The 22,841-nt window shown below is 57.2% G+C and carries 20 protein-coding genes and 1 tRNA gene; 11 read left to right on the forward strand and 10 right to left on the reverse strand.

Annotated features, from left to right (window positions below):
- Positions 1 to 2: 2 nt before the first annotated feature.
- Together MFF34_RS15230 and MFF34_RS15235 are read left to right on the forward strand one after the other, a co-directional pair.
- Positions 3 to 78: transfer RNA gene (locus tag MFF34_RS15230), tRNA-Gly, on the forward strand.
- Between the two features lie 163 nt (positions 79 to 241).
- Complete coding sequence (locus tag MFF34_RS15235) at positions 242 to 526, forward strand: hypothetical protein (RefSeq protein WP_238215006.1); 285 nt, start codon at positions 242 to 244, stop codon at positions 524 to 526.
- A gap of 307 nt (positions 527 to 833) precedes the next feature.
- Here the strand turns inward: MFF34_RS15235 and MFF34_RS15240 are convergent, their stop codons facing one another.
- Positions 834 to 1,664: an alpha/beta fold hydrolase gene (locus MFF34_RS15240; protein WP_238215007.1), complete on the reverse strand. Its 831-nt coding sequence runs from the start codon at positions 1,662 to 1,664 to the stop codon at positions 834 to 836.
- Positions 1,665 to 1,901: 237 nt separating this feature from the next.
- On the opposite strand from MFF34_RS15240, the gene MFF34_RS15245 reads away from it, so the two are divergent.
- A complete protein-coding gene (locus tag MFF34_RS15245; RefSeq protein ID WP_238215091.1) occupies positions 1,902 to 2,381 on the forward strand; it encodes a MerR family transcriptional regulator in 480 nt (159 codons plus the stop codon).
- A gap of 15 nt (positions 2,382 to 2,396) precedes the next feature.
- On the opposite strand, the gene MFF34_RS15250 is transcribed toward MFF34_RS15245, so the two are convergent.
- Together MFF34_RS15250 and MFF34_RS15255 are read right to left on the reverse strand one after the other, a co-directional pair.
- Positions 2,397 to 3,323, reverse strand: a complete 927-nt coding sequence (locus tag MFF34_RS15250) for an acetoacetate decarboxylase (ADC) (protein ID WP_238215094.1) — start codon at positions 3,321 to 3,323, stop codon at positions 2,397 to 2,399.
- Positions 3,324 to 3,438: 115 nt separating this feature from the next.
- Positions 3,439 to 4,242 (reverse strand): type 1 glutamine amidotransferase domain-containing protein, encoded by an 804-nt coding sequence (locus tag MFF34_RS15255; RefSeq protein WP_238215008.1) that lies wholly within the window; start codon positions 4,240 to 4,242, stop codon positions 3,439 to 3,441.
- Between the two features lie 195 nt (positions 4,243 to 4,437).
- Between MFF34_RS15255 and MFF34_RS15260 the strand changes: the two genes are divergently transcribed.
- The 3 genes from MFF34_RS15260 to MFF34_RS15270 all read left to right on the forward strand — a co-directional run bounded on the left by MFF34_RS15260 (position 4,438) and on the right by MFF34_RS15270 (position 8,280).
- On the forward strand, positions 4,438 to 5,517 hold the full coding sequence (locus tag MFF34_RS15260; protein ID WP_238215009.1) for a trans-acting enoyl reductase family protein: 1,080 nt from the start codon (positions 4,438 to 4,440) through the stop codon (positions 5,515 to 5,517).
- A 73-nt stretch (positions 5,518 to 5,590) separates the two neighbouring features.
- Positions 5,591 to 6,847 (forward strand): NADH:flavin oxidoreductase/NADH oxidase family protein, encoded by a 1,257-nt coding sequence (locus MFF34_RS15265; RefSeq protein WP_238215011.1) that lies wholly within the window; start codon positions 5,591 to 5,593, stop codon positions 6,845 to 6,847.
- On the forward strand, positions 6,844 to 8,280 hold the full coding sequence (locus tag MFF34_RS15270; protein WP_238215014.1) for a coniferyl aldehyde dehydrogenase: 1,437 nt from the start codon (positions 6,844 to 6,846) through the stop codon (positions 8,278 to 8,280). Before MFF34_RS15265 ends, MFF34_RS15270 begins: the two co-directional genes overlap by 4 nt.
- Positions 8,281 to 9,431: 1,151 nt before the next feature.
- On the opposite strand, the gene MFF34_RS15280 is transcribed toward MFF34_RS15270, so the two are convergent.
- Positions 9,432 to 9,686 carry a hypothetical protein gene (locus MFF34_RS15280; protein WP_238215015.1) on the reverse strand — a complete coding sequence of 85 codons (255 nt, stop codon included), beginning with the start codon at positions 9,684 to 9,686 and terminating at the stop codon, positions 9,432 to 9,434.
- A gap of 416 nt (positions 9,687 to 10,102) precedes the next feature.
- Complete coding sequence (locus tag MFF34_RS15285) at positions 10,103 to 11,077, reverse strand: AraC family transcriptional regulator (RefSeq protein WP_238215017.1); 975 nt, start codon at positions 11,075 to 11,077, stop codon at positions 10,103 to 10,105.
- A 103-nt stretch (positions 11,078 to 11,180) separates the two neighbouring features.
- On the opposite strand from MFF34_RS15285, the gene MFF34_RS15290 reads away from it, so the two are divergent.
- From MFF34_RS15290 to MFF34_RS15305, 4 genes are all read left to right on the forward strand, one after another.
- Positions 11,181 to 12,428, forward strand: a complete 1,248-nt coding sequence (locus tag MFF34_RS15290; protein WP_238215019.1) for an MFS transporter — start codon at positions 11,181 to 11,183, stop codon at positions 12,426 to 12,428.
- A gap of 618 nt (positions 12,429 to 13,046) precedes the next feature.
- The gene (locus tag MFF34_RS15295) at positions 13,047 to 14,087 is read left to right on the forward strand and encodes a SagB family peptide dehydrogenase (protein ID WP_238215025.1); all 1,041 of its coding nucleotides are present in this window, start codon (positions 13,047 to 13,049) and stop codon (positions 14,085 to 14,087) included.
- Positions 14,088 to 14,105: 18 nt separating this feature from the next.
- Entirely contained in the window at positions 14,106 to 15,032 is a 927-nt protein-coding gene (locus MFF34_RS15300) for a diiron oxygenase (protein WP_238215033.1), read from the forward strand.
- Positions 15,029 to 16,216, forward strand: coding sequence for an MFS transporter (locus MFF34_RS15305; protein WP_374707408.1), 1,188 nt, complete (start codon positions 15,029 to 15,031; stop codon positions 16,214 to 16,216). The genes MFF34_RS15300 and MFF34_RS15305 overlap by 4 nt, the downstream gene beginning before the upstream one ends.
- A gap of 8 nt (positions 16,217 to 16,224) precedes the next feature.
- Here the strand turns inward: MFF34_RS15305 and MFF34_RS15310 are convergent, their stop codons facing one another.
- Together MFF34_RS15310 and MFF34_RS15315 are read right to left on the reverse strand one after the other, a co-directional pair.
- On the reverse strand, positions 16,225 to 16,740 hold the full coding sequence (locus MFF34_RS15310) for a DUF4880 domain-containing protein (RefSeq protein ID WP_238215036.1): 516 nt from the start codon (positions 16,738 to 16,740) through the stop codon (positions 16,225 to 16,227).
- Between the two features lie 433 nt (positions 16,741 to 17,173).
- Positions 17,174 to 17,485, reverse strand: a complete 312-nt coding sequence (locus MFF34_RS15315) for a DUF6124 family protein (protein ID WP_027592789.1) — start codon at positions 17,483 to 17,485, stop codon at positions 17,174 to 17,176.
- A gap of 88 nt (positions 17,486 to 17,573) precedes the next feature.
- On the opposite strand from MFF34_RS15315, the gene MFF34_RS15320 reads away from it, so the two are divergent.
- Positions 17,574 to 18,272 carry a LexA family transcriptional regulator gene (locus tag MFF34_RS15320; RefSeq protein WP_033693983.1) on the forward strand — a complete coding sequence of 233 codons (699 nt, stop codon included), beginning with the start codon at positions 17,574 to 17,576 and terminating at the stop codon, positions 18,270 to 18,272.
- Between the two features lie 192 nt (positions 18,273 to 18,464).
- Here the strand turns inward: MFF34_RS15320 and MFF34_RS15325 are convergent, their stop codons facing one another.
- Genes MFF34_RS15325 through MFF34_RS15335 form a run of 3 tightly spaced genes read right to left on the reverse strand, consistent with a single transcriptional unit; the run spans position 18,465 to position 22,840 of the window.
- On the reverse strand, positions 18,465 to 20,417 hold the full coding sequence (locus MFF34_RS15325; RefSeq protein ID WP_186703725.1) for an acetyl/propionyl/methylcrotonyl-CoA carboxylase subunit alpha: 1,953 nt from the start codon (positions 20,415 to 20,417) through the stop codon (positions 18,465 to 18,467).
- The gene (locus tag MFF34_RS15330; RefSeq protein ID WP_238215038.1) at positions 20,414 to 21,229 is read right to left on the reverse strand and encodes a gamma-carboxygeranoyl-CoA hydratase; all 816 of its coding nucleotides are present in this window, start codon (positions 21,227 to 21,229) and stop codon (positions 20,414 to 20,416) included. The genes MFF34_RS15325 and MFF34_RS15330 overlap by 4 nt, the downstream gene beginning before the upstream one ends.
- 3 nt (positions 21,230 to 21,232) lie before the next feature.
- Positions 21,233 to 22,840, reverse strand: a complete 1,608-nt coding sequence (locus tag MFF34_RS15335) for a carboxyl transferase domain-containing protein (RefSeq protein WP_186703726.1) — start codon at positions 22,838 to 22,840, stop codon at positions 21,233 to 21,235.
- Position 22,841 lies beyond the last annotated feature (1 nt).

Below are 22,841 nucleotides of genomic sequence, written 5' to 3' on the forward strand. Positions count from 1 at the left end.
ACGCGGGAATAGCTCAGTTGGTAGAGCACGACCTTGCCAAGGTCGGGGTCGCGAGTTCGAGTCTCGTTTCCCGCTCCAAATTCGATCCTCAGTGCGTCGCTGGGATCACAAAGAAGAGGCCTTAGGGCCTCTTTTTTTGTGCCTGGGATTTAGCGGTTACCTTTCTGGGGTGGCGTTTCAGTTTTGGAATCGATTTGTACGTCGCTACAATCACATTCGCCTAACATGCAGGAAGCTCATCATGGACATGATGGCGCTCCAACTGCTTCTTCTACCCTGGCTAAGCGTTGACACCTGGCACACTCGACATCCGAACGATGAAGAGCGCTTTTACCAGGCTCTGCACGTCGTCTTCAAAAAGCTTGGCTACTCAATCGCGTACGAGCAGTTCTACGATGCCATTCAAGCTGTCATCGTCGAGCGCACACCAGGTCATGAGCTGTTCAGGGTAAAAGAAATAGAGCGGTTTGCTCGACCTGCCGAAGTCATCGGCTCCTACCTCTTCCACGTGCGCAACTGCCAATAATGGAGTGATAGCGTGAGATTCGAACGTCATGCCGTGCTGAAGCGGCCTGCGCATTAAGCCTGTAAACAGTTCTGCCAGTTTCAACGACCTTCGCTCAGTGACTGTGCCGACCGACTGCTATGGGTCGATAGCCGCCGTTCGCGACTGACCGCTTTCGACCCAAAGGAGACGCTCGCCAACCACCGCTTCGGCTAAAAAAGCAGTTATCCATATTGCACAGTTTTGACGGCATCTCGCTGAATTTAAAAGCGCCAATTTGGTAGCGTTGAAAAATATAGGGCGGGGTTACCTACCGCCCTATAATTGATTAGCTCCTTACGAATGCGAGCAGATCGGCGTTAATCGTATCGGCATTGGTTGTAGGCATTCCGTGCGGGAAGCCCGGGTAGATTTTCAGCGTACTGTTTTGCAGAAGTTTGGCTGACAGAACACCGGCATTCTTATAAGGAACGATCTGGTCATCATCACCATGCATCACCAGGACAGGAATCTTGATGCTCTTCAAATCTTCGGTGAAGTCGGTCTGAGAAAACGCCACGATCCCGTCATAGTGTGCCTTTGCACAGCCCATCATGCCTTGTCGCCACCAGTTCCAGACGATGCCCTCGGACGGTTTTGAACCCGGGCGGTTATAGCCGTAAAAAGGCCCTGCTGGAACGTCGTGATAGAACTGTGCGCGATTCGCCTGTAGTTGTGCCTGCAAGTCGTCGAAAACTGATTTAGGCAGGCCGCCAGGATTGCTCGGGGTCTGAACCATCAGCGGCGGCACAGCGCTGATGATGGCTGCTTTCGACACGCGGTCTTCGCCGTGGCGTGCGATGTAATGGATGACTTCACCTCCGCCGGTGGAATGACCGACATGGACAGCGCCTTGCACGCCGAGATGATTAACCACTGCCGCGACGTCATCGGCATAGTGATCCATGTCGTGTCCATCCCAGACCTGGCTGGATCGCCCATGACCACGCCGGTCGTGTGCTACAACCCGGAAACCGTTAGCCAGGAAAAAGAGCATTTGCGCGTCCCAATCGTCCGCGCTAAGCGGCCATCCGTGGTGGAAAAAGACTACCTGGGCATCGCGTGGCCCCCAGTCTTTGTAAAATATTTCAACACCGTCTTGCGTAGTGACATACCCCATATTCGTATCTCCAGAATGAAGTGAGGGCCTATACCGAATCGCGTTCGGAGCAGGGCCTTGAATGAACAAAGTGCAGCCCATCCGATAGGCGGTTCAGAGGGCGCGATTGTGGATTGTTGCGCCTGCCCCATGACTTCCATAACGGCTGAGCAACACATTGCATTTGTGCTGCTTGGCCGCCCTATGACTTTAGGTTTAAAGTCAACTTCAAGGTCAATAGATTTTTCAGGGTGGGTTATGAGAATAGGCGAACTGTCGAAAATCAGCGGGTTGGCGCCGTCACGCATCCGGTTCTATGAGGCAAGCGGCCTGATCAGGTCCGTCGAACGCAAAGCAAATGGCTACAGGGACTATGCGCCTGATACCGAGTGGGTTCTGGAGATCATCACCGGAGCGCAGGCGGCTGGTTTTTCATTGGAAGAAATCCGGCAATTGATGCCGATGAATGCCAGCGGCTGGCAGCACGATGAGTTGCTCAGTGGGCTCAAGCAAAAGGTTGAGGAAATCGGTGTTCTACAGGAACGGCTAGCCCAGAACAAAGCGCAACTTCTGCTAGTCATCAAGGGCATCGAGGGTAAGCCCGAAGGCATGGCGTGTGCGGACAATGCGCAAATGCTGATAAATCGTTTGCGTGAAGAAGGGGGTGGCCAAGCTTCCGGCAAGCGTGCGGTAACGTCTTCCACGAGAAAAAACGCCCGCCAGGCTTCCCGCGCCTGACAGGCGTAACAGGTTTCAGCGCTCGCCAACCAGAGTGGCAAGCGGTTTAGGCGCGTAGAGCGCACTCTGGAACTCAGGCACGTATTCGTACTTCATCATTTTCCCGAGTTTCAGGGCACGGAGGTAATTCGACAGGCTGCCGTCACCCAGGGTAAGGGTGGCCGAATCCGCATCGCGGCTGGAGCCGTGGCTGAGCTGGCGGGAAACAGCGTACCCATAGGCCAGTCGGCCCTGATGATCGAGGTTGGTGAAGCTGCTGGTGACGATATCGACATCATGCGAGAGGCCATTGAGCTTCTTCGCTTTGAAGGACACATCGACCTTGCCGGTCTGGCTGTCGGTGATGTCATAGACTACCGATTGCTCACCTTCTTTGCGGTCAATCCCGGTCAGCCATTTCGGCAGGTTATAGCCGACGACACCACGAACCCGCGCAAGCTCTGTATTGACCGGCAGCTTGAGCACATAGCCCCAGAAATCGCCAGACATCGACTGGCCAATCAGCGTGAACGGCCCCAGATTCGATTTGCCGGGCTTGTTGGTGATAATCGACACGGCCACTTCGTTATAGGCGTCGTTATCGCAATGTTCATAGGTGTACGCGGTGAATGCGATCAAACCCCGGCCCGGCCAGACTTGTAAGGGTTGCACGGTGGCCATTACTTCCGGAGGCATCAGGGCCCGCAGTGCGTCCAGATCGGCTGTATAGACCGCCGTAACGCGACTGTTCTGGTAGTAAAAGTTCGGGGAGTATGACTCGAAGCCAATGTCGACCTTGTGCTTTTCCAGTCCTTTGAACCAGCTCAAATCAACATTCGGCAGTTCTGCTGCAATCACTGACAAGGGCGGGTTCGAGCGATAACGGTCGTACAGGCCGCCCTTGACGACCGGCACTGTGTGGCCTGCGATATCGATTGTGTTGGTTTCAGTCGGGCTGAGCATTTCAGGCGTCCCCGCCAACACATAGTTGGCAATTGAGCTGAACAGCAATCCTGTTAATACGGCGCTTGCGAGTTTCAATCGGTCTTTCTCCGGGAGGTGGGAACTACTTCAGGGTTCAGCGAGTTACGTTTTCGCCAGAGAGCACCGCCATCACGGCTTCAGCTACGGCTTTGGGCGATTGAGGGTTTTGGCCGGTGACAAGCCTTCCATCCGTGATGGCAAATGACGTGAATGGCAGCCAACCCTTGCGGTATCGCGCACCCTGGCTCACCAACTTATCCTCAAGGAAGAAGGGAACCTGGCTTTTCATGCCGGAGAACAGCTCTTCGCGATCAGAGAAACCGGTGATGTTCTTGCCCTTGATGATCAACTGGCCTTGTTCATCCTTCAGATCCAACAGACCCGCTACGCCATGGCAGACGGCCGAGACGATGCCACCTTGGTTGTAGATGGTTTCGGCGACACGCCGCAGGTCGGGATTATTGGGGAAGTCCCACATCACTCCATGGCCCCCGGTGAAGTAGATGACGCCGAACTGGGACGGATCGATATCGGCGATCGGCAGCGTGCTTTGCAGGCGAGCGCGAAAGGCCGGGGACTGCAAATGCTCACGGGCGGCCTTGTCCATGTACAGCCAACCTAGGCTGCGCTCGTCCAGTGGCACCGCTCCGCCTTTGGGGCTGGCAAAAACTGTGCTGTAGCCAGCCGCCTCCACTACATCGGTGAAATGCGTTAGCTCAGTCAGCCACAACCCCGTGGTATCGGTTCGCGATGGATACCTGGCGTGATTGGTCAGAATCACCAGAATTTGGCGATTCTTGGCAGTCATTGTGGAAGGGGCGGTGTCAGCATTTGCAAATGTCATGAAAGCGCTACCTATCAATACCAAAGCATAAGAAACAAAGGTCTTGAGCATCATCCGGGTTCCATCAATCAAGCAGGTCAGCGCATGCTCACCTTAAACCTAGCTTTAAGGTCAATCCCCACTACTGCAAATAATTTCCGCCGGTAGTTGCTCACTTCCGCTTGACCCTCAACCTGACTTTAACGCTAGCGTCTGACACTGATTGGGCAAGGCAATAACGTACGTTATCAATACCGTCAGGAGCCATGCATGGGTCAGCAAGACAACCTGGATACGCAGTTCAAATGGATGATCTATGGCGCCAATGGCTACACCGGCGAGTTGATCGCTCGTGATGCTGTAAAGCGTGGACTTAAACCTGTGCTGGCGGGACGCAACCGTGACAAGGTCGAAGCCCTGGGTCGGGAGCTGGGCGTTGAAACCCGAGTGTTCGGACTGGACGATGAAGTGCGGTTGCTGGCTCAGATCAAAGGCCATGGCTTGGTTCTGAATTGCGCAGGGCCGTTTTCAGCGACCGCCACCCCTATGATGGAAGCCTGCTTGCGCGCCAATGCGCACTACCTGGACATCACCGGCGAAATTGCCGTATTTGAGCACGCCCAGTCCTTGAATGAACGGGCGCGCGCGGCGGGTGTGGTCATTTGCCCCGGCGTCGGCTTTGATGTGGTGCCGACTGACTGTGTCGCCGCCGCATTGAAAAACGCACTGCCGGATGCAACGCATCTGGCGCTGGGGTTTGATTCGCGCTCGAGCTTTTCACCCGGTACTGCCAAAACTTCGATTGAAGGCATGGCGCAGGGCGGCAAGGTTCGTCGTGACGGCAAAATCGTCTCAGTACCGCTGGCGTATCGGGTACGGCGTATCGACTTTGGCGCCGGAGAGAAATTGGCCATGACCATTCCTTGGGGCGACGTTTCCACAGCTTGGTATACCACTGGTATTGCCAATATCGAAGTGTTTATTCCAGGCTCTGCGGGGATGATTCGCGGCGCCAGATTCGCCAATTTCATTCGTCCACTGTTGGGTTTGTCCTTCGTGCAGAGCCTGCTGAAGGCGCGCATCGGCAAGACAGTAGTCGGCCCGGATCAGGAAAAGCGTGCCGATCAAGGCACCTATGTATGGGGTGAGGCTAGAAACGCTCGCGGCGAATGCAAAGTCGCACGCGTGCACACCGCAAACGTCTACAGTCTGACGGTTGACGCAGCCTTGGCTGTGGTCGACTACCTGCTACAGATGCGCCCAGCTGGCGGCGCCTACACACCCGCTCGGTTGTTGGGCGCCCATATGGTGACGCGCTTGCCAGGGTCTGGCGCGTTGAACATCGACTGACCTTGAAAAAGGTATTGACCTTAAAGTTTACTTCAAGCTTAAGGTGGCCTCATCTCCAGTTGAGGACTGCTCGATGAATGTGTTCAACACCCTGATGCTTCCCAACGGTTCGACCATCAAGAACCGAATCGCCAAAGCCGCCATGGAAGAGAACATGGCGGATGCTGACCAGGCACCCTCCGAAGAACTCATGCGTCTCTATCAAGCATGGGCCGACGGTGGTGCAGGCCTGATTATTACCGGCAACGTGATGGTCGACGGCCGCGCCATGACCGGGCCGGGTGGCGTGGTGTTGCAGGACGATCAGCAACTGGACAAGTTCAAGCGCTGGGCGCGTATTGGGCGATCCAGCGGTGCGCAGTTCTGGTTGCAGATCAATCACCCAGGTCGGCAGATGCAGTCCAATCTTGGGCAAAAAACCTGGGCACCGTCAGCCGTGCCGCTGGAACTGGGTAAAATGTCCAAGCGTTTTGCCACGCCTCACGCGATGACCGCTGGCGTGATCAAAGAAGTCATTCAGCGCTTTGCGAACACCGCACGTCTGGGCGAACAAGCCGGATTCACCGGCGTGGAAATCCACGCTGCCCATGGCTATTTGTTGAGCCAGTTCCTTTCGCCGTTGACCAACCAAAGGACGGACGAGTGGGGTGGCTCTCTAGAAAACCGGGCACGCCTGTTGCTCGAAATCGTCAAGGCCGTCAGGGCTGTGGTTTCTGCGGATTTTGCAGTGGCGGTCAAACTCAACTCCGCCGATTTCCAGCGCGGAGGATTCACCGCCGATGACGCGAAAAAGGTAGTTGAGTTGCTCAACGACCTGGGCGTGGACATGGTGGAGTTGTCGGGAGGCAGCTACGAAGTACCCGCCATGCAGGGTGACGCGCGCGATGGTCGCACCCTCGCTCGCGAAGCTTATTTCCTTGAGTTCGCCCGTGATCTCCAAACCGTCGCCCAAATGCCGGTGATGGTCACCGGCGGTATACGTCGCCGCCCGGTGGCCGAAAGCGTCGTGCAGAGTGGTGTGGACATGGTGGGCATCGGAACGGCGTTAGCCATCGATCCGCACTTGCCTCGTGATTGGTTGCAGGGCAAAGAGAATGCCCCTCAATTGCCGCCGATCACCTGGAAAAACAAAGCCATCGCATCCTTGGCGAACATGGCAGTAGTGAAGTTTCAATTGCGCAAACTCAGCCGGGCTAAAAAGCCCGATCCGAGCGTTTCACCGTTGCGCGCGCTGATCCTGCAACAGCTCTTCATGGCCTTTCGCACTCGCCAGTACCGGAAATGGATTGAAACGTCTGCGCATTACAACGGCCTGGGAGACGCAAGATGACCGTCGCTGTAGAAGACTCCCCAGTTATCGACATCGCCAATACGCTCGATCAACAAAGAAGGGCATTTCTTAACGACAGGCCACCCAGCCTCAAACGACGCAGGGCCAACCTGATCAAATTGCGCGCGGTGGTGCTCGCTCACAGGCGTGAAGTAGAGGATGCGATCAGTACTGATTTCGGCAATCGCTCCAGGCATGAAACCGACATCATGGAACTGCTTGGCGTGGTTCAGTCCATTGACTACTTGTTACGACACCTGCGCCGTTTCATGAAGCCCGAACGTCGTCATGTCGCGGCGTTTCATCGCGCCGGCCGCGCCTATGTGGAGTACCAGCCTAAAGGTGTGATTGGAGTCATGGCGCCTTGGAACTACCCGTTCTCCCTAACCTTCATCCCATTGGCAACTGCGCTCGCGGCTGGCAACCGGGTGATGATCAAACCCTCCGAGCTTACGCCACGCACCAGCGAATTGATTCAGCGCATGCTGGCGAGCTGCTTTTCTGCCGATGAGGTAGCAGTGGTACCCGGCGGCCCTGAGACAGGCGCCTATTTCAGCAGCCTTCCGTTCGATCACCTGCTGTTCACCGGCAGCACTCAGGTAGGTCGAATGGTAATGCGCGCCGCCAGTGACAATCTGGTACCGCTGACCCTTGAACTGGGCGGCAAGAGCCCCGTGGTCTTGGCGCCAGGCCATACAGGGCGTAACGCATTGGAAAGCATCGTCTTCGGCAAATTATCCAATGCTGGTCAGACCTGCGTTGCACCGGACTACGCCCTGGTTCATGAAGACGACCTGGGCGAGTTCATCACCCAATACCGCGACGCTGTTGCCCGTACTTATCCGCAAGGCCCAGCCAGTCCCGATTACACCTCGATCATCAGCGACAGGCATTACATGCGGTTGCATACGCTCATCAAAGACGCGCGCGCAAAGGGAGCAGACGTGATCGAGGTAGGAGTGACCCCAGAGCGTGCGACAGAGCGACCGCGGACATTGGCTCCGGTGTTGATCGTGGGAGCCGAAGACGATGCATTGGTCATGCAGGAAGAAATCTTCGGCCCACTGCTACCGGTTCGCACCTACCGCTCTCTCGACGAAGTAATTGACTACATCAACGCCAGGCCGCGTCCACTAGCGCTTTACTATTTCGGCAATATGGATGCCGACAGCGAGGCTGTGCTCAAGCGCACCACATCCGGGAATGTCGGCATCAACAACACTTTGCTGCACGTTGCTGTGGATGATCTACCATTCGGCGGCGTAGGGCCGAGCGGTATGGGGGCCTACCACGGCATCGAGGGCTTTCGCTCCATGAGCCATGCCAAGGGAATATTCGTCCAAGGTCGCTGGAGCCTAACTAGCTTGCTCAGAGCACCTTTCGGCAAACTGGCTGAATTCGCCATAGCAATCACGCTTCGGGCGCGGCCATAACTCCGAGTCGAGCGATAGAGGAAGTACACCAGCGCCAAGCTGTTTCAGTCCGTTGGCAGACAAGCTCCGCGACGAGGCATCTGGGGCATCGTGGGCAACAACACGCCAGTGTGCTTCATTCGTGATCAGATAAAGCGCACTTTTGGCTGATTTTTGCCTGTCACGAAGGGCCGCTTCTGGCCGATTGCTGCCCTGCACGAAGGGCCGCTATGGGTCGATTGCGGTCAGTCGCGACGGTCTGCTTTCGACCCTTAGCTGCCATTGGCGAATAGCAGTACCGTAAGAGCACATTGGTGAAGGAACGGTTAGGACCAACTAAAGGGCGTAACACGGCATTGTGCTGATCACCGTTAGCGTGCTGGATATCCGAGCGCCTGGAGTCAGTTGGCGGCAGTGATATAGCAAAGAACGTGTTCGTGCGGGTGGACTGATCTTATCGGCTAGTATCGGCCCTTGCAGGTCTGGCTTGCCCGCCAAGCAGAAATTCCGCCGGCGGGCACGGACTTCGCTCGTGTTCGCTGCATGCCAGCGCCATCAAGGGGCGCGCAAGCTGCTTTCGTGAGCCGCTTAGCTGGCACTGGCTTGCCTCCGGTCAACGAATACCGAGCTTGCAACTGACAGAAGCCACGTTGAAACGTACCTCGTATTGCCGGTATGCGTCTGGCGCAATATGTCGGGGCCGTTGGCCACGGTCTACCGTTCGGTCATAGTCGAGCAGCACATTACACGTAACCCAGTCGTCAATTGGAATGCCGTTGCGCAGTTTCGCCTGTTCAACCGCATTCTCCATGACCACCGGAACTCGGAATGGCTGGGGAACCACGGCCACGTGCACCCCACCCCCATTTCCTGCAAACTTCAAAGTTATGGTGTAAGTACCATCGCGCTCAAGCTGGGTGCTCGTGGACGTACGCGTGGCAAACTGCTGCGTGGTCGCCAACTGCCCCAGGGTTTGTCCCTTTAGTTTCTCCCAGTATTCATTGTTCGGATTGTATGCGTCATAGGCAGGCGCCGCTCGGTCGTAGGGATGACCCGCCTGTTTTAGGGCCAGTTGACGTTGATAGTAACGATCCCGGCAGCCGACATTGTCAGACTCACTCAGCGGACGGCCAGATTTGGCGCTGTAAAGCAGCGCGGAGGCACAAGTGAAGTCATAGCGACCGTTGAAGTACAGGTAAACGCCACCCCCCCGCCGCGCTCTTTTTCGCTAACAGGTCCAGTTCGCCACCACTCGCAGTAGCAAAATTACCTGGGACCACAGCAGCGGGCATCAACGAGGCCAGCGAGTTGGCCGTGTCATCAGAGAAGCGAATCCTGGTTTTGCCATCCGGCATACGCTCGGTGGTCACGCAGCCAGTCATGGTCAATGCGGCCACGATTGGCAAAAGGGGTTTGAGCTTGATCATTCAGCGTCCTTACTTGAAAAACCGTCCACTGGCCATCGTAGGGTGCCAAGCGCGGTAGATTGCGTGAAAAACGGCCAGTCTTATAACAAGAATCGGGTGCATTACAAAGCACCTGGTGTTGGCTGCCCTGTGCCACTCACCATCCGACGCAATGGGTGGGGTAGCGACGGTCGCCATAAGTCAGCTTGCTCCGCCATCATCAATTCATCTTGGGCAACCACTGCTCTATGGCAGTCAATAGTGCGCCTGCATCTCAAATATGAATCACTTTTATTGGTGTTCGTGGGCTCGAAAGCTGGGAACAGAGATTTTCACATTCCGCGGGTTTCTCAAGTGGCGAGAGTCCACTATGGGTCGATAGCGGACTGTAAGAGGAAGGGTACTTGTGACGAATAATCGAAATCACATCCCAGTACTCAGCTTCCGATGGCTGTCGACTGCCTTAACCTCCGACTCAATCCAGGCGTCATACCAGTAACACGCTTGAACGCCCGACTGAACGCTGCTTGAGACGTATAGCCCAAACGCTGCGCGACCTCTTCAATTGGCACCCTTTCTAGCGTCAGCCACTGGCTGGCAAGCCGCATTCGCACTTCGGTGACGTAGCGCAGCGGGGTCATGCCAATCGTCAATTGAAAACGCTCGGCGAAGACCGAGCGGGACGTACTGCATTGCTCTGCCAATAGCTCGACGGTCCAGTCGCGGCCCGGTTGTTGGTGCAGCGCCAGGAGTGCACCTGCTAGCCGCGGATCGCGCAGGGCGGCAACCAGGCCGGATGCGTTGCCACAGGCGCACTCGACCCAACCTCGAACGACCATGGCGGCGACCACGTCGGCCAATCGCGCGAGGATGCCGGCGAAGCCGACGCGTGCGGCGCTGACCTCGCGCTCCATGGTGTTGAGAATAGGCACCAGCCCAGGGTAACGCTGGCCGCCGGTATCAATCAGCATCAAGCCCGGCATCAGCTTGCCTAGGCCATGGAGGCTGGCGAATTCGAACTCCATGCACCCACTGAACAAAATCGTGGTTGGCAAGGGGCCAGCATCGGTTCTGGTGTCTACCGCGCTGACGGCGTCGCCGAGAGGCTCGCCGTCCAGAAGGTCAATTCTCTGCACGGGCACGTGCGTATGTGAGAGCAATTGATGGGCAGCGCCGTGGGAGATGAAGACGGCGTTACCGGCGGACAGCGCATAGGTTGTCCCGTCTTCCAAGCGCAGCACCGCGTCGCCGACAGCCAGGAAGTGGAACCAAGCATGCCCGGGTTTAGCAGCGAAGCCCAAGCCGAAGGTCGGGCCCGCTTGGATACGCCGGTAGTCGACACCGCGCAGGCGCATGCCCCGCAACAGCTCGTTTATGAGATCGGAAGAGAGGGCAAATTGGTCTGTCGGCATTATTCAGGTGTTTTGATCAATAAACTGATTTTTTTGATCATAGATCATCCTGACTCTCGCGCCTACACTACGGGTCGCAATTGAATATTGGGAGATCCATGCAATGACTGACCTTGTGTGCAATGCCGTACCCGACAGCCGCCCGGGCGCCGGGGCGGATGCAGAACCTGCAACCCCCGCGTGGATGGCTGTATTCTCGTTGGCCATGGGCGTGTTTGGCTTGCTGACCGCTGAGTACCTTCCGGCCAGCCTGTTGACGCCGATGGCGACCGAGTTGGGGGTATCCGAAGCGCTGGCTGGCCAAGCGGTAACGGTGACAGCCGTGGTGGCGCTTTTCGCCGGCCTATTGGTACCTGGCCTGACTCGCAGCATTGATCGTCGCTGGGTGTTGCTGGGTTTTTCTACGTTGATGATCGCTTCCAATTTGTTGGTTGCCGTTTCCTCTAGTTTCGCGGTGCTTTTGTTGATGCGTATCTTGTTAGGTATCGCGCTTGGCGGGTTTTGGAGCATGGCGGCGGCGGTGGCGATGCGGTTGGTGCCGGAGGCTTTGTTGCCGCGAGCGCTCTCGATCATTTTCAGTGGCATCGCCATAGGAACGGTGGTTGCGGTTCCGCTGGGTAGTTATCTGGGCGGGCTATATGGCTGGCGCAGTGCGTTCTTCGCTGCAGCGACGGTGGGGGGGGTGACCCTGGCTTTCCAGTCACTCACGCTGCCGAGCCTTGCGCCGCGTCAGCCGGCACGCCTGCGCACGATACTTGAAGTGTTGCAGCGCCCAGGGATTGCTATGGGCATGTTCGGTTGTGTGCTGGTGCACAGCTCCCACTTCGCGATGTTCACGTACGTTCGGCCATTTCTCGAAGGTACGACTGGCATTGGCCCGCAGGGGCTGTCGCTGATGTTGCTGGGTTTTGGAGTGGCGAACTTTGTCGGCACATTGGTGGCCGGGTGGATGCTTACTCGTCACCCATTGGCCACCCTGGTGTTGATGCCCGCGCTGGTGGGCGTTGCTGCGCTGGCGCTGGTCCTGTTGCCGGCGTCGGTGCCAGGGCAGGCCGTACTGCTGGCGATCTGGGGCTTGGCCTTTGGGGGTGTGCCGGTGGCGTGGTCGAACTGGGTCGCCAGTGCGGTCCCTGACCAGGCGGAAAGCGCCGGGGGCATGGTGGTAGCGTCTGTACAGTCGGCCATCGCCACAGGCGCAGCCGCTGGTGGGGCAATGCTCAGCCTCGGAGGCACCGCAGGTGTATTCGTGGCGGCGGCCGTGCTGATGCTGCTGGCCGCGTTGCTGATTGCACTGCGTGTGCGAGTTCCTTCGGTAGATGGTGCTGTGCTGAAACGCTCGGCACTCCACTAATGATTTAGCTCTCCAAGCGGCGCTGATCCGCTTAATCAGGAACTGTTATGCGACCGCTTTGAGTCGCAATCAGATACTCGGAGACCTTACGGCGCTTTAATTAACGCTACAGAAAGCGCACCCGTCGGTTTGCTGCTCCGAGTCAGTGACCCTTCTGGAAAGGCTCACTGCGGTTATTCTTAGACCATGATATGCAGCGCGTTATCAGCCCGAAGAGCTGCGTCAAGTCTGACTCTCAGCTTTTGTCTGACGACGAGTCCCTCTTCTGTTAAGTCTGATAACTGCGGGGTATGGTCGCCTTTCAAATGCCTGAAAAGCTCATGTTAGATGGGTTCTGGCGATTTAGAGCTCTTAGCATTTAATTGGCATGGTAAAAATTCCTACAACTCTATCAGAAGTTTCTCTGCTTGATTCGGCTTGTGCATCTTGGAGGTGTCGCTATTATCAGGAGTGTCGCAATAACGCGACATTTATACGGAGATTCAAAAAATGAAAACTATCAAAATGGAATCTGTAAAACTTGCCAACATGGCTCACCTGGTCAAGAAGGCTCAGTAAGCCTTAGCCGATAAACGCTAAAGCGCAGTGCCGGCCTGCGCTCTAGCTAAAGGAGTGTATATGATCAGTCAAGATTGCTTTTTCATTGTGGTAGATGACTTTCTGGTTTGTTGGGACTTCAAGCGGCATAAGCAGTATCAGCTATCAGTTGAGCACGCAAAACGCTTAGTAAATCTAATTTATAAGAATGACGGTGAAGGAGCAGTCGGTACTATTGATGACGACTTTAAATGTTGTAAGGTATTGGCAGAGTCTGAGGGTGATGGCAGTGTTTGGAGTTGGGATGTTCTCTCTAGGATTTTTCATGTTGGTACTAAGAATGTCATCTTGGAAAACCAACCTACTAACGAGCACGAATGGGCGGCTCAATACCTTGAGCACTGCAATAGTGTTTTGGATAAATCATTGCCTGCTGAGGTGGGGCAGGCAATCATGGGAGGTATCTCACTGCCAAGTTCGAGCTGTGCGAATGAATTAGATTATGTTTTAAGGCGGAGGGCAACTGCTAGGGATTTTCATGCATCACCGATTTCTCTGGTGGATTTGAGCGAACTTCTGCACCTTACTTTAGGTTTTGATGATCATCGTGTGCTTTCTAAAGGGGAAGGAGGGGTTGAGAACTATTCTAGGCGTCGGAGTAGCCCATCAGTGGGTGGCCTAAATGCTACAGAAGGCTATGTATACGTGAATAACGTTACAGGGCTTGCGCCTGGTGTTTACTACTACGATCCTCATCGGCACCACTTACATTGGCGGAGCGAGTTAGAGTTGCTAGGTGACTTGCTCGGTGGGCAACATTTTTCAAATGATATACCTGTGGGGCTTTTTTTAACTTCCCGATTCGACAAGTTGTGGTGGAAATATGAACATTCGCGTGCCTACCGAGTAGCCTTAATAGAGATCGGGCATGTGTCACAGACTTTCCAACTGGCGGCGACTGCTCGCGGAATGAATACTTGGCTAACCGGTGCACTAAATGAATGCCGTATTGAGCCACTCCTGAGGCTTGAAAATCCTAATGAGCAGGTGCTGTTTTTTGTAGGCTGTGGCTATAGCAATGGCTCGGCTACGCCTAGCTGCTTAAAGTCTTTAATAGATTAAGCGCGGTTGAGGTGCGTCATGAAAAATAGACCTAATCGTAGTAGCGCTGTTTTTCGAAACTGGCACTTATCCAGTTCTGTACGCTCGCGCCCATATGCCTATGGCTTTTCATCAGCTGATTTTTCCCAAGCTGAACCTGAACTATGGTTTCCTGTTGTGCTTAGCCCGGCCCTGTCTCATGAGTCGGCAGAGAGCCTGTCAAAGCCAGAGCTGTTGAGAGCGCATCTCTACCATTTAGTATATTTTATGGATTACACAACGGCGCTCGAAATGACTCATGTTAATCAAGCCATAAACTGTATGGTGAGTGGTGATTTAGAAAGATATTTTGATGAGGGTGAGCGCCGTACTGCTTTGAAGCTCTATGCGGATGAGGGATACCATGCGCTGTTCTCAAGGGAGATCGCAGACCAGGTGGCAAGCCACTTTGGTTTGTTGCGAATGAAATCTGCCAGACTAGAAAGATTAGATCAGGTAGTGAGGGAGAGCCCGTTAGAGTTCAGGTGTTTAACCAGATTTTGTATCGCATTCGTGTCTGAAACTTTGATAACTCATGAGTTATATAAGCTGTCTCGTGAGTCTCTTGTTACGCCTGTCGCGCATATGCTTAGTGATCACCTGCACGATGAAGGGCGTCATGCGATATTTTTTTCCGATTGTTTTGCTCGTTTGTGGTCGCAAATTGCTATACGTGAAAAAGACTATATAGTGCAAGTGATAATTCAGGTGCTGGCTGTATTCGGTCGGCCCGATATAATATTTCTGCACTTGGTTTTTAAAAGTCGGCCTGATATTGGAGTGAAAGTTGCTGATGGCCTAGAGGCTAATTGGGTAAAGCGAATGCCCGAGATTTCTGAAATGACGCTTCGAGCAATTCAGGCTACGGATTTACTAGATGATGAGATCTATTTTTCGAAATTCAACGCTGCGGGATTGGTTTTTTGAAGCGGGCTATGGGCTCGGCCAATAATTTTTTTCACTTGATTTTATTGGTTATGTTGTGTCTCTTAGGCGTGTTTCCGTTGGATGTGATCCTTCCATCATTTCCCGCGCTAGCGGATGAGTATCGCGTCGAACCGAAGTATATAGCTTATTCCGTGAGTTTTTTCGCCTTTGGTGTTGCTTTGTCGCAGCTGGTGATAGGCCCATTGTCGGATGTGATGGGGCGTAAAAATTTGTTGCTAGCTGGCCTGGGGATATCCATTCTGGGAGCGGTCGGCTGTATTTTTTCTACAACTTATGAGACATTCATAACGTTCCGCCTAGTACAGGCTGTTGGTTGTGGTAGTTTCGTTTTAGGTCAGGCCCTGGTGCAGGATCTATATGTGGGTAAACGGCGCAACGCCATGCGTATTCTCTTGACGAGCGCAAGTGGGCTGTTTATCTCGTTATCACCAATTGCAGGGGCCTTTATCCAACAGTCTTTTGGTTGGGAAGGTGGTTTTACAGTGTTCGTAGTTATTGCGGTTATTGTTTCATTTCTGTCATGGGTGCTGTTGAACGACACATCAATACTCTGTAGGCGTGCGCTATGCTTACGCATCTTTATTATAATGTTGAGTGACTCGAAATATCTTGCGAATTCAATGCTTTCAGGTCTTGCATTTTCCTGTCACTTTTCCTTTATTGTGATCGCGCCTTTGTTACTAATGGACCTAGTCGGTCTGACGTCTTATCAGTTTTCGATTGTATTTATCGCTTATGGGCTGGCGTACGTAGCCGGAGGAGCAGGTGCGGCTTTCTTGAATAGACGTGTCAGCCCGCAAGCTCAAATCAGAATGGGGTTCATGCTTATCGGCGCTGCGGGAATCATGATTTTGTTTTGGGAGAGAGTGGCAGGGTTAACGGTAGCGGGAATTATGTTGCCGATGATCATATGCACTACCGGGACAATTTTGGTGCGCCCGGCTGCCACTACTCAAGCCTTGGCTCGTTACCCTGAGCAGGCAGGTGCAGCCGCATCACTGAATATGACATTGCTATTCGCAAGTGGCGGCTTTGCTGGCAGTCTCGTTGCATCTGGCCAGAGTGCGCTTCCGATAAGCTTGGGGCTGTTGTTCTTGGCCTGCACAGTAAGCGCATGGCTACTGCTTTTATGCATTAAGGGCGATGAGGTTCAGCGTTGTTAATCGGTTGATTAAGCCCAAAAGCCAAACAGCACCAACGCCGCAACACCCAGCCCAACCGCAATCGAACACCCACCCAACGACAGTGCCGCCCGGCCTTGCCGGTACCAACCGTCATGGCCCAGCTGCCGTGCTGGGGCCAGCAGGCTGCGCCAGCGCATCTCTGTATCGTGAAACGCCTGCAAGTTAGCCTGGTCCGCATCCAGCCAACGGCGAAAGTCGATTCGCTCGCAGGCCGTCACCTGGGGGCTCTGCAACCGCACATACCATTGCCCGGCAACACTCGCCAACACATCGCAGCGGGAACGGCCTGCTTGCAGTGCCTGGTCCATATGCCGCTCGATGCTCGCCAAGGGCAAATCGAGCCGGGCAGCAATGCTGGCAAAGTCCAGTTGGTCGAGGCGGTTGAGCAGGAACACTTGCTGGACACGGCGAGGCAGCCGCTTCAAGGCGTGCAACAGCTCATTGTCGGCATCGTGCTCTGTAGTAGGGGATTCGTGCTCAAGGGGCAGCAGCAGACGGGTCATGGACAGCTCCTTGCTCAAAGGGGAGGGATGGGGGCATCTTCCTTGATGCGTAATCAGCGTAGTAGAAACGAGATTGATTCTCAAGTGCTGATTCCGCAAAGTTTTGTAATGAGCGTTCACGGTCTGACACACTTTTGCTATCATGCCGGCCATTCACGATCTTCATTAGCCTGAAGAGCCAAAAAAAAGACCCGGCAAAAAGCCGGGTCAAAAACCGTGATTAGCCTGATGAGGAGATAATCTGAGAGCGACCTAAGCTCCAGGTTATCCAGCAGATCTCGCGATCAGCTGAGTGCAATAATAATCGTTATCATTTGCCAGTCAAATGATATTTCGCTAATTCGGTAAAAAAGTTTTACCGATGCGCTTCCTTGTCCCGGCAATCGGGGCCATTGCCGTTACACGGCCATCACGTCTCTCCCTTCCTTTTTACCTACAGACCCGTCTGCACGGTGCGTTTGTGCTCCAGCAGTGCGCGTGCCATGTCCATCATGTGCATCAAGGCGAAGGTCAGCTCGCGCTGCGTACCGTGCTGGTGCACGGCGGTTTCTTGTGCGGTGGCGGCGGCGCAGCGGAGCAGGGCGATGGCGTGCTCCTGGGCTTGGTCACCGGTTACGCCTTCGTGCAGCGTCCAGATTTTGTTCTCGATGGTGGGGCGTGGTGGGTTGGGGTTGAGGTAGTAGTCGAGGGCGCGGCGGGCCGCTTCGCTGTCGAGATCTGTTTCTTCGTTTTTCGGTGGTTTCATCCTGATACCTGCAAATGCCAATAGGGAAAAGGTTCAGGTCGATACTAATACCTTAAGTATTTTCATGCTTTCTGATAAATAATACAGGATGTTTATTGAGCGCTTGAAGGCAGTCCGTATCGTGCCAGCGATGAATATGGATAAATGGATTGCCCTCGTCCGTGACCGGATGGAGGAGCTTGGGCTCACCCAAGAGCAGCTAGCCGAACGCGTTGGCGTGTCTCAAGGCAGCGTGGGGCATTGGGTGAACAAACGGCGCCAGCCGAAGATCGAGTCGATGAACCGCACGTTCGTCGAGATTGGCATGCCCCACTACAACGTCAGCTTGCAACTGCGCATTGTGGGCCAGGTAGGCGAGGACCGCGGCAGCTATGACATGGATGACACCGACGATGACCTGGACCTCATGCAATACATCGTGTGCTTCCGCTACCCGGTGCTGGGCTGGGATGAGCTAGAGGGGGCAGAGGCGAGCGTATTCGAGCAGACGGACTACCTGGCCAAGGGCAAGGCGTTCTGGCTGACCGTTGAGAATGAAGCGATGAGCGCCGCCAGTGGCCGCAGTGTGCCGCAGGGGATGCGGATGCTGGTGGACCCTGGGGTGGAGGTTGAGCCGGGGCGTTTGGTTATCGCTCGGCAGCCGGGCAAACCGGCGATTTTCCGTGAGCTCGCTGAGGAAGGTGGGCAGCGGTATCTGAAGGCCTTGAACAGCAATTACCCAACGCTGTTGTGCGAAGACGGCTGTGAGTTTTTGGGGGTGGTCGTGCGGGTGCACGGCAGCTTCTAGCGTACTTGGGCTGCTTTGCAGCCCTTTCCGAACGGCCCGGCGCCCTGGCAAGGCCGCTATTGGATGTACGGCTGGGTTGTCGGGGCGCCTGTGAGATCGAGCGCCGCCCGCGCGGCGCTTCGCAGCACAAGGCTGCTCCTACAGGTGTTTCGGGCCAATTATTCCTGTGGCAAGGGCGCGCGGCCCCTTGGTTTACTCCACCAGTTCGACCAGCACGGTCCCTTCGCTGACCATATCCCCTTCCTGGCAGAACAGCGCCTTCACCGTGCCGGCATGCGGCGCACGAATGCTGTGCTCCATCTTCATGGCCTCCAGCACCACCAGCGCTGTGCCGGCTTCTACCACCTGGCCTGGCTCGACCAATACCCGCACGATGCTGCCGTTCATGGGTGCGCCCAGGCCGCCTTGGTGGCTGTGGCTGGCCTCGGCTTCGGCGATGGGGTCGAAGGCTTCGATGGCATGCATTTCACCGTCCCAGCGCAGGTACAACGTGCCTCCGCGGCGTATCGCCAGGTGCTGGCGGCGCACGCCCGCCTGGTCGTGCACCAGTTGCTCGCCGTTAAGTTGCCAGGTGGATGCCGCGCTACGTTCCAGTGCCACCGCCTGGTCTTGCCCGGCGCTGGTCAGGTGCAGGCTGCTGCGCGCGGGCAAGCCCAGGCGCAGGCCATTGCGTTCAGCCCACGGCGAGCGGTTGTCGTCGTCCCGTTGCTGGCCGGCCTGGCCTTGCAGCCAGGCTTCTGCGGCAGCTTCCCAGAAGGGCGCTGGCAGCGCTTGGGGGGCGGGCAGCAGAACGTCCTGGTGACGTGGGATAAACCCGGTGTCGAGCTCGGCGTCGGCAAACGCTGGGTGCGCGAGGATGCGCCGCAGGAAGGCGATGTTGGTCTTCAGCCCGCCGATGGCAAACTCATCGAGCATCGCCAGCAGGCGCAGGCGTGCCTGCTCGCGGTCTTCACCCCAGGCAATCAGCTTGCCCAGCATCGGGTCGTAGAACGGCGACACCACGTCCCCCTCGCTGACCCCGCTGTCGACCCGGCGCCCTTCGCCCGGCGCCGACTCGCGGTACAACGTCAGCGTGCCAGTGGCCGGCAGAAACTCGTTGGCTGGGTCCTCGGCATACAGGCGCACCTCGATGGCGTGGCCAATCAGCGGTACTTGGTCCTGCGTGATCGGCAACGCCTCGCCACAGGCCACGCGGATCTGCCAGGCCACCAGGTCGAGGCCGGTGATGGCTTCGGTGACCGGGTGCTCGACCTGCAGGCGGGTGTTCATCTCCATGAAGAAGAACTCGCCACGGGCATCGAGCAGGAATTCCACCGTGCCCGCACCCACATAGCCGATGGCCTGGGCGGCGCGCACTGCGGCCTCGCCCATGGCCCGGCGCAGCTCGGGCGACAGGCCGGGTGCGGGGGCTTCTTCAACCACCTTCTGGTGGCGGCGCTGGATCGAGCAGTCACGTTCGTTGAGGTACAGGCAGTTGCCGTGCTGGTCGGCGAACACCTGGATTTCTACGTGGCGAGGCTTGAGTACGTACTTTTCAACCAGCATGCGGGCATCGCCGAACGACGATTGCGCCTCGCGCTGCGCCGAGGCCAGGGCGTCGGCCAGTTGGCTTTCGTCCTCGACCACTTTCATGCCCTTGCCACCGCCACCGGCGCTGGCCTTCAGCAGTACCGGGTAGCCGATGCGTTCGGCGGCGGCGCGGAAGGTTTCCAAATCTTGAGCTTCGCCATGGTAGCCCGGTACCAAGGGCACGCCGGCGGCTTCCATCAGTGCTTTGGCCGCTGACTTGCTGCCCATCGCGTCGATGGCGCTGGCCGGTGGGCCGAGGAAGATCAGCCCGGCGTGTTCGATGGCGCGGGCAAAGCCTGCGTTTTCTGAAAGAAAGCCATAGCCTGGGTGGATGGCCTGGGCGCCGCTGGCTTTGGCGGCGGCCAGCAGTTTGTCGACCTGCAGGTAGCTTTCGGCGGCCTTGGTGCCGCCGAGGTCGACGCGGATATCGGCTTCGCGGCTGTGCCGGGCGTCACGGTCGGTGGCGCTGTGCACGGCGACGGTGGTCAGGCCCATGGCCTTGGCGGTGCGCATCACCCGGCAGGCAATCTCACCGCGGTTGGCAACCAGCAGGGTGGTCAACGGGGTGCGGCTCATGGGCGCGGCTCCTTGTTGTCGTCGGTTTGCCAGGCAGGGCGGCGCTTTTCGAGGAAGGCGCGCAGGCCCTCCTGGCCTTCGGCGCTGACGCGGATGCGGGCGATGGTGTTTTCGCAGTAGCGGCGCAGGGCAGGGCTGAGCTCGCCGTCGTCGACCTCGCGCAGCAGGTCTTTGCTGGCGCGCAGGGCTTGCGGGCTGTTGAGCAGCAGGTTGGTGACCCAGGCCTCGACGTGGGCATCCAGCTCGTGGGCGGGGTACACCTCGGCCAGCAGGCCCAGTTCACGGGCCCGCACGCCGCTGAAGCGCTCGGCGGTGAGGGCGTAGCGGCGGGTGGCGCGTTCGCCGATGGCCTTGACCACGAATGGGCTGATCACGGCCGGGGCCAGGCCGATGCGCACTTCCGACAGGCACAGTTGGGCGTCTTCGGCGCCGATGGCCATGTCGCAGCAACTGATCAGGCCCAGGGCGCCGCCAAAGGCCGCGCCTTGCACCACGGCCAGGGTCGGCGCCTTGAGCCGGTGCAGGGCGTACATCAGCTCGCCGAGCTCGTGGGCGTCATCGAGGTTGGTGTTGAAGTCCAATTGCGCAGACTGCTGCATCCAGGCCAGGTCGGCGCCGGCGCTGAAGTGCCGGCCACGGCCACGCAGCAGCAGAAAACGCAGGCTGCTGTCTTCGGCGATCTGGCCGAGGGCGACGATCAGTTCGCGGATCATCTGTGCGTTGAAGGCGTTGTTCTTGTCTTCGCGGCTGAGCCACAGGGTGGCGAAGCCGCGAGGGTCCTTGACCACTTCTAGGGTGCTGAAATCGCTCATGGGTCACATCCGGAAAATGCCGAATCGGCTCTGTTCGATCGGGGCGTTCAGCGCGGCAGACAACGCCAGGCCGAGCACGTCGCGGGTTTGCGCCGGGTCGATAACGCCGTCGTCCCAAAGCCGGGCGCTGGAGTAGTAGGGGTGGCCCTGGTGTTCGTACTGATCGAGGATCGGCTGCTTGAGCTTGGCTTCGTCTTCGGCGCTGAACGGCTGGCCGCTGCGCTCGCTTTGTTCGCGCTTGACCTGGGCCAGCACGCCAGCGGCTTGTTCGGCACCCATCACGCCGATGCGTGCGTTGGGCCACATCCACAGGAAGCGGGGGTCGTAAGCGCGGCCGCACATGCCATAGTTGCCGGCACCGAAGCTGCCACCGATGATCACGGTGAACTTCGGCACCTGGGCACAGGCCACTGCAGTCACCAGTTTGGCGCCGTGCTTGGCGATGCCGCCTTCTTCGTACTTTTTGCCGACCATGAAGCCGGTGATGTTCTGCAGGAACAGCAGCGGGATGCCGCGCTGGCAGGCCAGTTCGATGAAGTGCGCGCCTTTTTGCGCGGCTTCGGCAAACAGAATGCCGTTGTTGGCCAGGATCGCGATCGGGTAGCCGTGCAGGTGGGCGAAGCCGCACACCAAGGTGGTGCCGAACAGTGCCTTGAACTCGTCGAACACCGAGCCATCGACCAGGCGGGCGATGACCTCGCGCACATCGAACGGTTGCTTGGCGTCGGCCGGCACCACGCCGTACAGCTCATCGGCAGCGTACAGCGGGGCGATGGGCGCCTGGCACTGCAGTTTGCCCAGCTTGTGCCAGTTGAGGTTGGCCACGCTGCGCCGGGCCAGGGCCAGGGCGTGTTCGTCATTGTCGGCGTAGTGGTCGGCCACGCCGCTGATGCGGCAGTGCACGTCGGCGCCGCCGAGGTCTTCGGCACTCACCACTTCACCGGTCGCAGCCTTCACCAGCGGCGGGCCAGCCAGGAAGATGGTGGCCTGCTGGCGCACCATGATTGCTTCGTCGGCCATGGCGGGCACATAGGCGCCACCGGCGGTGCACGAGCCCATGACCACGGCGAGCTGCGGGATGCCCAGCGCGCTCATGTTGGCCTGGTTGAAGAAAATGCGCCCGAAGTGCTCGCGGTCGGGGAACACTTCGTCCTGGCGGGGCAGGTTGGCGCCGCCGGAGTCCACCAGGTAGATGCACGGCAGGCGGTTCTGCAAGGCGATGGTCTGCGCGCGCAGGTGCTTTTTGACGGTCAGCGGGTAGTACGAGCCGCCTTTGACCGTGGCGTCGTTGGCCACGATCATGCATTCCACACCTTCTACCCGGCCAATGCCAGCAATCACGCCGGCGGCCGGTACGTCTTCGCCATACACCTCGTGGGCCGCCAGCTGGCCGATTTCGAGGAAGGGGGAGCCTGCGTCCAGCAGGCGGTCGATGCGTTCACGTGGCAGCAGTTTGCCGCGTGAGGTGTGCCGATCCTGGGCCTTGGGGCCGCCGCCCTGCGCAATGTGCGCGAGCAGGCCACGCAGGGCCTGGACCTGTTCGAGCATGGCCGCGCTGTTGCCGGCGAATTCCGCCGAACGCGGGTTGATCTGGGTATGCAAGGTAGCCATG

The organism is Pseudomonas sp. PAGU 2196 (genome assembly GCF_022179005.1).
Classification (GTDB): domain Bacteria; phylum Pseudomonadota; class Gammaproteobacteria; order Pseudomonadales; family Pseudomonadaceae; genus Aquipseudomonas; species Aquipseudomonas kermanshahensis.